Source organism: Synechococcus sp. BA-120 BA3, from assembly GCF_034931285.1.
Taxonomy (GTDB): domain Bacteria; phylum Cyanobacteriota; class Cyanobacteriia; order PCC-6307; family Cyanobiaceae; genus Cyanobium.
Window position 1 is genome coordinate 1 of the sequence record NZ_JAYGHZ010000067.1, and the last position, 7,251, is coordinate 7,251.

The 7,251-nt window shown below is 70.3% G+C and carries 11 protein-coding genes, 1 tRNA gene and 1 pseudogene; 4 read left to right on the top strand and 9 right to left on the bottom strand.

Going from position 1 to position 7,251, the window contains the following annotated elements:
- Nucleotides 1-213, bottom strand: a pseudogene (locus tag VB737_RS04600) (glutamine synthetase); the annotation flags it as partial.
- 50 nt (nt 214-263) lie between these two features.
- Here VB737_RS04600 and VB737_RS04605 point away from each other — a divergent pair.
- From VB737_RS04605 to VB737_RS04615, 3 genes are read left to right on the top strand one after another with little or no spacing between them, the layout of a single operon-like run.
- The gene (locus tag VB737_RS04605) at nt 264-890 is read left to right on the top strand and encodes a cysteine hydrolase family protein (protein WP_500311525.1); all 627 of its coding nucleotides are present in this window, start codon (nt 264-266) and stop codon (nt 888-890) included.
- A gap of 20 nt (nt 891-910) precedes the next feature.
- Nucleotides 911-1,138 (top strand): type II toxin-antitoxin system Phd/YefM family antitoxin, encoded by a 228-nt coding sequence (locus VB737_RS04610; protein ID WP_500311527.1) that lies wholly within the window; start codon nt 911-913, stop codon nt 1,136-1,138.
- 10 nt (nt 1,139-1,148) lie between these two features.
- Nucleotides 1,149-1,568 (top strand): type II toxin-antitoxin system VapC family toxin, encoded by a 420-nt coding sequence (locus tag VB737_RS04615; protein WP_500311529.1) that lies wholly within the window; start codon nt 1,149-1,151, stop codon nt 1,566-1,568.
- A gap of 7 nt (nt 1,569-1,575) precedes the next feature.
- Here the strand turns inward: VB737_RS04615 and VB737_RS04620 are convergent, their stop codons facing one another.
- The 6 genes from VB737_RS04620 to VB737_RS04645 form a co-directional block, all read right to left on the bottom strand.
- Nucleotides 1,576-1,881 (bottom strand): hypothetical protein, encoded by a 306-nt coding sequence (locus tag VB737_RS04620; protein WP_500311531.1) that lies wholly within the window; start codon nt 1,879-1,881, stop codon nt 1,576-1,578.
- 182 nt (nt 1,882-2,063) lie between these two features.
- Nucleotides 2,064-2,774 carry a response regulator transcription factor gene (locus tag VB737_RS04625; protein WP_500311533.1) on the bottom strand — a complete coding sequence of 237 codons (711 nt, stop codon included), beginning with the start codon at nt 2,772-2,774 and terminating at the stop codon, nt 2,064-2,066.
- A gap of 92 nt (nt 2,775-2,866) precedes the next feature.
- The gene (locus tag VB737_RS04630) at nt 2,867-3,295 is read right to left on the bottom strand and encodes a type II toxin-antitoxin system VapC family toxin (RefSeq protein WP_500311535.1); all 429 of its coding nucleotides are present in this window, start codon (nt 3,293-3,295) and stop codon (nt 2,867-2,869) included.
- Nucleotides 3,295-3,531 carry a type II toxin-antitoxin system Phd/YefM family antitoxin gene (locus VB737_RS04635; RefSeq protein ID WP_254972064.1) on the bottom strand — a complete coding sequence of 79 codons (237 nt, stop codon included), beginning with the start codon at nt 3,529-3,531 and terminating at the stop codon, nt 3,295-3,297. The genes VB737_RS04630 and VB737_RS04635 overlap by 1 nt, the downstream gene beginning before the upstream one ends.
- A gap of 170 nt (nt 3,532-3,701) precedes the next feature.
- Complete coding sequence (locus tag VB737_RS04640; protein ID WP_500311538.1) at nt 3,702-4,124, bottom strand: type II toxin-antitoxin system death-on-curing family toxin; 423 nt, start codon at nt 4,122-4,124, stop codon at nt 3,702-3,704.
- 291 nt (nt 4,125-4,415) lie between these two features.
- Nucleotides 4,416-4,487: transfer RNA gene (locus VB737_RS04645), tRNA-Val, on the bottom strand.
- Between the two features lie 90 nt (nt 4,488-4,577).
- Between VB737_RS04645 and VB737_RS04650 the strand changes: the two genes are divergently transcribed.
- Nucleotides 4,578-5,135: a metal-binding protein gene (locus VB737_RS04650; protein ID WP_500311540.1), complete on the top strand. Its 558-nt coding sequence runs from the start codon at nt 4,578-4,580 to the stop codon at nt 5,133-5,135.
- Here VB737_RS04650 and VB737_RS04655 read toward each other — a convergent pair.
- Entirely contained in the window at nt 5,077-6,168 is a 1,092-nt protein-coding gene (locus tag VB737_RS04655; RefSeq protein WP_500311542.1) for a methyltransferase domain-containing protein, read from the bottom strand. The two genes, VB737_RS04650 and VB737_RS04655, sit on opposite strands and share 59 nt — an antisense overlap.
- Nucleotides 6,169-6,219: 51 nt before the next feature.
- The coding region (locus VB737_RS04660) for a dihydrolipoyl dehydrogenase family protein (RefSeq protein WP_500311544.1) at nt 6,220-7,251 on the bottom strand (1,032 nt) is incomplete at its 5' end.

Here is a 7,251-nt window from a genome sequence, read left to right on the forward strand (position 1 = left end):
GGCCAGGCGATGGGCGGCAGCGATACCGCCGTCGGCGCCGAAGGCGTCGGACACCGGTGAGAAGCCCACCCCCACCGCCACCGCCGCCTCGAAACCGGCCAGGGGCACCACCTTCACCAGCGGCGCCCCGGCGTGGTTCACCCAGGTGATCGCCACCCAGCGGATCCCCTGGGCGGCCAGCTCGGCGGCCTTGGTGTCGGGGGGAATGGACACGGGCCCGGCAAGCGTCTGCCGCCATGATTGGACGGATCGCCGCCGCCCGCATGCCGTCGTGCTCACCCGCGGAGTGGCTTCACCCCGGTGGCACCGCGCTGCTGCTGGTGGATCTGCAGCAGGGCACCTGCGGTGACGCCCAGCCCCGGCCGGATGCGGACTTCGATCGCCGCTTCCGCGCCACCACCCTGCCGAATGCCCAGCGGGTGCTGGCGGCGGCGCGCCAGGGCGGGCTGGAGGTGATCCACACCGTGATCGCCAACCTCACCGCCGATGGTCGCGACCGCAGCGTTGACTACAAGCGCTGCGGCATGGGCTTCCCGCCCGGCAGCCGCGCCGCCGAGGTGATCGCCGAGCTTGCGCCGGTGGCCGATGAGCTGCTGCTCCCCAAGAGCTCCTCTTCGCCCTTCAGCTCCACCGTCCTCGACTACCTGCTGCGCAACCTCTCCATCCGCACCCTGGTGGTGATCGGCCTGCTCACCGACCAGTGCATCGACCACACGGTGAAAGACGCCGCCGACCGCGGCTACCGGGTGGTGTGCGTCCACGACGCCTGCCAGGCGGTGACCCCGGAGCGCCACGCCGCTGCCCTGGCCTGCTTCGCCGGCTATGGCGAGCAGATCAGCTGTGGGGAGTTCGTGACGGTACTGGACTTAGCCGCAAGCAGACTAAGCTGAAGCCACTTCATGTTGCCGCCATGCAGGTCAACCTCCATGACGCCAAGACCCACCTCTCCCGCTACGTGGCCCAGGCCCTGGAAGGGGAAGAGGTGGTGATCGCCAAGGCCGGGCAGCCGTTGGTGCGGCTGGTGCCGGTGGCGGCGGCTCCGGAAGCTCGCCGGGGCGGCTTCCTGGGCGGCTCCGCGGTGCTGGGAGCCGATCTCAAGGCCGATTTCGCCGCCGAGATCGACAGTCTGTTCGGCTGATCTGCTCGCCGTGCCGCCCAGCGAACCCCGTTTCGACCCCCAGGCCCTGCTGCTCGACACCCAGCTGCTGCTCTGGTGGGCCATCGAACCCAGCCGGCTGCCGGCCGGGACCGCAAGCCTGCTGGCGGATCCGGCCCAGCCTTTGGTGCTCAGCGTCGTGAGCCTGTGGGAGGTCGCGATCAAATCCTCCCTGGGTCGGGCCGATTTCCAGGTGGAGGCCGCCGCCCTGCGTCTGGGTCTGCTGGGGCAGGGATTCCGCGAACTGCCCGTCCGCGCCGAGCACGCGCTGGCGGTGCAGCACCTGCCCTGGATCCACCGCGACCCCTTCGACCGTCTGCTGGTGGTGCAGGCCCAGTTGGAGGGCCTGCGGCTCCTCAGCGCCGATCGTGCTCTGGTGGCCTACGGAGAGCACGTGCAGGCCGCAGGCTGATACGCCCTCAGGCGATCGGCTCCGGGTCGTAGTACACACCGGAGGCATTGAACGGCGGCACGCTGGTGACGTACTCCGTCGTCAGGCTGGCGGGGTCGAAGGCGATGATCGTCCGGGTCCGGTCGAGCCACTGCACCCGATCGGCGCCGGTGACCGTCAGGGTGGCCACCCAGGGGCCAACGACGTCGTCGTTGAGGTCGAAGTCACCGCCCTCGGGGTGGCGCTCGTACAGCTTGACGACGCCATGGGCCAGGACCCGGTCGGGGTCGCACAGCCAGTAGCCGGTGCGGCCGGCCAGGATGATTTCGGACACGCGGGAATGCCCGGCCGCGGCAAAGCTGAGGTGGACGGCCATGGTGCGTTGCGCTGTTGCTGAGGTCTTGCTGTGTCCCGGCGTCCCGGCTTGGCATCGGGAGGCCGCTGGGGTTATCCCCGGACCTGACCACCTTCCCCTGCAGCACCCTCGGCCCGCATCCCCAGAACGGGGGATTCGGCTCAGCCCGTGACCGGGGTGCGACCCTCCATCGCCGATTCCAGGTTGATCAGCCCGGCGGCGATCGACTTGACGACCGCCTTGGTGCGGTTGTCGACCTGGAGCTTCTGGAAGATGTGCTTCACGTGGGTCCGCACGGTCTCGGGGCTCACCACCAGCTCCTGGCTGATCCTCTGGTCGGTCAGGCCCAGCATCAGGTGGTTCAGCACCACCCGTTCGCGTTCGGTCAGCGGTTCGATCGGGGCCGCGGGCGGCTGTTGCCGCAGCACCGCCGCCACTGGCTCGGGGTAGTAGATGCCGCCGCCGGCCACCACCCGCAGCGCCGGCATGAACAGGCCCGATTCGAAGCAGATGCCGTTGCAGCCCCGGGCCAGGGCCTCCCGTACCAGGGCCTCGTTGGCGTCGTCGGCGACCAGCAGGGTCCGGATGGCGGGGGCCAGTGCCTTCGTGCGCTCCACCAGCGAGAGCCCGGTGCCCTCCTGCAGCCTCTGGCTGACCACCAGCAGCGACGGCCGCTGCCGCTCCACCAGCCGGAAGCCCTCCTCCTCCGTCGTGGCCGCCCCCACCAGGCTCCTCTGGACCGGGGTGATGCACATGAAGGCCCCCAGCCATTTCATGTGCTCCAGGCAGGCCACCGTGGTGAGTCCGGCGAGGATCCCCTCCAGCTCCTCCAGCAGGGCGGGGATCCCCGGGATGAGCTCCGTGAGGTCCACGGCTGGAGGAACAAGCGGTGTTCATGATCGCCTGGCCTGGGTGCGTCTGGGGCTCCAGGGTCTTTGCGGCGGGGCTTGCCGCCAGACGCGCGTCAGTCAGCCCCGACCAGCTGGGCCTCGAGCCCCAGCTGCCGGGCGGCCCTCACGAACGGCGCATCCAGGCTGCAGAGGGTGGCGCCCCGTCCGGCGGCGATGGCCAGGTGCAGCGCATCGGCGGCCCGCAGGGCCGTGGTCCAGCCGCGCAGACAGGCGCTGGCATTGCGGAAGTCCTGGGGTTCCACCTCCAGCATCAGCAAACCTGGGGCCAGGCTGCGTTCGAAGCCTTCGAGCACCGCCTCGGCCTGCAAGGGACTCAGGGCCCCGGTGTGCACCTTCATTCCGAGAGCGGAATGGAGCTCAGTGGCACTCCAGGGGCTGATCGCCAGTGGCGCAGGGGCCTGTTCGAGAAAGGCCGCGGCGGCGCCGGAGTGGGCCTCTGGTGTGAGGGCCGCCAGCAGCACGCAGGTGTCCAGGTACAGCATCAGGAGCCGACGTCATCCCGCAGGGCGCGCATCGTCTCCACGCCGCTGGTGGCCTGATGGGGCAGGGAGTCCCGTAGTGCCTGGAGCTGGGGCAGGAGATCGCGCACGGCCTGCCGGGGAACCAGCTCAGCGATGGCTTTGCCGCGGCGGGTGATCACCACCGGCTGGCCTTGCTCCACCGCGTCGAGCAGGCTGGACAGCTGGGCTTTGGCCTCCGCCACCGTGACCTGTCGCATGGTGTTGGTCATCGAGATGACCAACTTTAAGCGGGTCCGTGGGACGGCGCCCCGGCAGAAATGGCCAACGTGCGCCGTCTGTTTATGCCCCCTCAGGCCACCAGCCGCGCCAGCGGCAGGGTCGGAGGGGAGATGCTGCCCTTGCCTCTGCCAGCGCAAAAATGGCGAGATCAGCTGGACAGCGGCGTGCAGCTTTGCCGTATCCAGATCGAGAGTTCTTCAAGCACCTGATCACGCTGTGGAGGGGAGGTTTCTGCGAGCCGCCACAGGCGCTGCTCCGCCTCTTCATGGCGGGGCTTCCACTCAAACCCATTCGCCCGCAGCACCATCTTCACAGAGAAAAACGCCACCCGCTTGTTGCCATCGGGTAAGGGGTGGCCCTTGGCGAAGGCGTAGGCCACAACAGCAGCCAGAAGAGCGATGTCCGCCTCAGGCCTGAAGGTGTGGAATGCCAGGACTTCCGCCAGAGCGGTTTCGATCTTGCGTAGATCCGGCGTTACCTGGAGACCACCATGACTGTTGATCGTCGCCGCATGGACCCGTGCAATCTCAAAAGGGCCTGGGAGGATCAGGGTCCCAGGCGCAATCCTCACTGAGCCAGCGAACGGAAGACGTCGTCGTACTCGTCCATAAACGCCAGAGCGTCATCGATGAGTTCCGGCCGCACTCCATACCGCGTCGTCAGGGGCGGGAGAGCGGCTGGCCGGGGAGGCTCAGCAGAGGGCTCGCTGCTCTGCCCGGCAACCTTGCTCTTCCAGATGGGGGAGGCATCGGTAGCCACGGCTCGTAGCTCAGGTTCAAGTGAATCGACAGTAGTCCTGATCGTCAACCTTCCGGGTGGCCGGAGTGACATGGATCCCCGCCTTTGCTGGGATCTGTAGGGATGCCCGATGCCGGTTTCGAACCAGCGACATCCTGCTTGTAAGGCAGGCGCTCTACCGCTGAGCTAATCGGGCGTTGCAGTCCATTCTGGCGGAGGGGGCGACGCGGACCAGGCATCGGGCGCCGGCGGCCGGTACCTTGCCGGCAGCGTCCGGAGCCCGGCCATGGCCAGCGGCCGCCGCCACGATCGTGCCACCCGCTGGCTGGCCCTGCCCTTCGGGCTGCTCTGGGGGCCGGCCCTGGGGCCGGCGGGGGTGGCCGTCGCCGGCGGCGCCTTCCTGCTGGGCGGCCTCTGGCTTTCCCCCGACCTCGACACCCGCTCCAACGCCACCCGCCGCTGGGGTCCCCTGCGGCTGCTCTGGTGGCCCTACCGGCGCCTGCTCAGCCACCGCTCCCTGCTCTCCCACAGCCCCCTGCTGGGCACCAGCCTGCGACTCCTCTGGCTGGCGGTGCTGGTGCTGCTCGCCTGCGCCGCCCTTGGCCCCCTGGGCGCCCCGCCGCCCGGTGAGCTGCTGCGGCGGGGCCGGGAGCTCTGGGGCTCCCAGCGGCCCCTGCTGTTGGCCGCCTTCGTGGGCCTGGAGGCCAGCAGCTGGCTGCACCTGCTCCAGGACGGCGATCCGATCCCGCGGCTGCCACGGCCACTGCGTGCCCTGGGGCGTCGCCTCAGCAGCAGGAGCCGCCGCTGGCGGGGGCCGGCGCGGTCGCAGGCCCGTCGGCGCTAGGGGCGACCCCCCCGTCGAAGGGCAGGGCGCTGCCGCAGCCCTCGAACAGCCCGTAGTGGCGGCTGAAATCGCCGATGAACGTGAAGTGGGGCGCCAGGCGGCTCTCGGCCAGCATGCGGAAGGTGTTGCCGCAGACCGGAAACACCCGGCCGGTCTCGATCTGGTGGTGCTTGTCGAAGGGCAGGGCGTCGGGGTGGCCGGCGATGCTGCCGCGGTAGATCACCGCCTGGCCGTGGTCTTCGCAGGCGTCCTCCAGCGCCTCGATGTTGAACAGCCGGTAGGTGGCGGAGAAGAAGCGGATCGCGCCGGTGCGTGCGGCCAACTCCGGGTCGGTGATCTCCAGGCGGCGGTCGTCCACCAGGCGCGGATCTGCGAAACCGGCCTGGCGCGCCAGCCGCAGGAAGTCGTTCCAGTAGAGGGCGCCGCTGAGGCATTCGCCGTGCAGCACCGGGTCGTGGCGCAGGGCCTCGGGCACGCGCCGGTCGGCGTAGACGTCGGCGAAGAAGAACTCCCCGCCGGGCTTTAGCAGCCGCCGCACCCCGCTGAGCACCGCCAGCTTGTCGGCCGAGAGGTTGACCACACAGTTGGAGATCACCAGATCGAAGCTGCCGGGCTCCAGGGGCAGGGCCTCCAGCTGCTCGATGCGGCCCTCCAGAAACTGCACATTGGCGTAGCCGAACACCTCGGCGTGGTGGTCGGCATGGCGCCGGGCCACCGCCAGCTGCTCCGGCGTCATGTCGACGCCCACCACCGCGCCGCCGGCCCCCACCAGCTGGGAGAGCAGGTACACGTCGCGGCCGCTGCCGCAGCCCAGGTCGAGCACCCGCAGGCCCTCCAGCAGCGGCGGCGCCACCAGGCCGCAGCCGTAGTAGCGGCTCAGCACCTCGGGGTGGATGCGGGCCAGCAGGGGCCGCAGCGCCGGCGGCACGCTGCTGGCATCACAGCAGGCGCTGGTGCGCAGGTCGGCGCTGCTGCTCAGGGTGGAGCCGTAGTACTCCTGCACGTTGCGGTGCAGATCGGTGGCGCTGGTCATCGGTGAGGGTCGCGGTGGGAGGGGGGTGCTGGGTCGTTTCAGGCGGGGGACTCAGCCGCCCCGCCGCCAGGCGTGGTAGCGGCGCAGCCAGGGCAGCAGGTGCTGGGGCACCCGCTGCTTCTTCCAGACGCCGGCGGTGTACTTGTTGGCCTCGGCCAGGGTGGGGTAGGCGTGGATCGTCCCGAAGATCCTGCCCAGTCCCAGGCCCCATTTCATGGCCAGCACGAACTCGGCCAGCAGTTCGCCGGCGTGCTCGGCCACGACCGTGGCGCCCAGGATCCGGTCGCTGCCCGGTGGGGTGACCACTTTCACGAACCCCCGCTCGGCGCTCTCGACGATGGCACGGTCGAGCTCGTGCAGGGGGAAGCGCGTCACCTCCACCGCCAGCCCCCGGGCCGCCGCCTCGGCTTCGGTGAGCCCCACCGTGGCCACCTCTGGATCGGTGAACGTGGTGCGCGGGATGACGCGGTTGTCCACCGGGAAGGAACGCAGCTGGCCGAACAGGGCGTTGACCGCCGCATACCAGGCCTGGTGGGCGGCGGTGTGGGTGAACTGGAACGGCCCGGCCACATCGCCGGCGGCGTAGATGTTGGGGTAGAGCGTCTGCAGGAAGGCGTTGGTGGTGATCGTGGCGCCGGTGGGAATGCCCAGCTCCTCAAGGCCATAGCCCTGCAGCCGGGCACGGCGGCCGAGGGCGCAGAGCACGGCGTCGCAGGCGATCCGCTCCCGCCGCTCCCCCTGCCGCACGAGCACCGTCACCGCCCCGCCGGGGGCGGGATCCGGCTCGAAGCCGAGCACCTCGGTGCCCATGTGCAAGGTCACGCCGTCCTCCTCCAGGGCCCGCCGCACCTCGGCCGCCACATCCGGGTCCTCCTTGCGCAGCAGGCGGTCGCTGCGCTGGATCTGGGTGATCGGCAGGCCCAGCTGGGCCAGGGCCTGGGCCAGTTCGCAGGCGATCGGCCCGCCCCCGAGCACCGCCAGCCGCGGCCGCTCCAGCGGGCACTGGGCCAGCCAGCCCCAGACGGTCTCGCTGGTCAGCAGGGGCACCGCCTCGCTGCCCGGCCAGTCGGGCCGCACCGGTTC

Coding starts and splice junctions, on each gene's coding strand:
- VB737_RS04635 (WP_254972064.1), bottom strand. CDS start 3,531: ATGCGACAGGTCACGGTGGCGGAGGCCAAAGCCCAGCTGTCCAGCCTG.
- VB737_RS04630 (WP_500311535.1), bottom strand. CDS start 3,295: ATGCTGTACCTGGACACCTGCGTGCTGCTGGCGGCCCTCACACCAGAG.
- VB737_RS04655 (WP_500311542.1), bottom strand. CDS start 6,168: ATGACCAGCGCCACCGATCTGCACCGCAACGTGCAGGAGTACTACGGC.
- VB737_RS04605 (WP_500311525.1), top strand. CDS start 264: ATGCCGTCGTGCTCACCCGCGGAGTGGCTTCACCCCGGTGGCACCGCG.
- VB737_RS04610 (WP_500311527.1), top strand. CDS start 911: ATGCAGGTCAACCTCCATGACGCCAAGACCCACCTCTCCCGCTACGTG.
- VB737_RS04650 (WP_500311540.1), top strand. CDS start 4,578: ATGGCCAGCGGCCGCCGCCACGATCGTGCCACCCGCTGGCTGGCCCTG.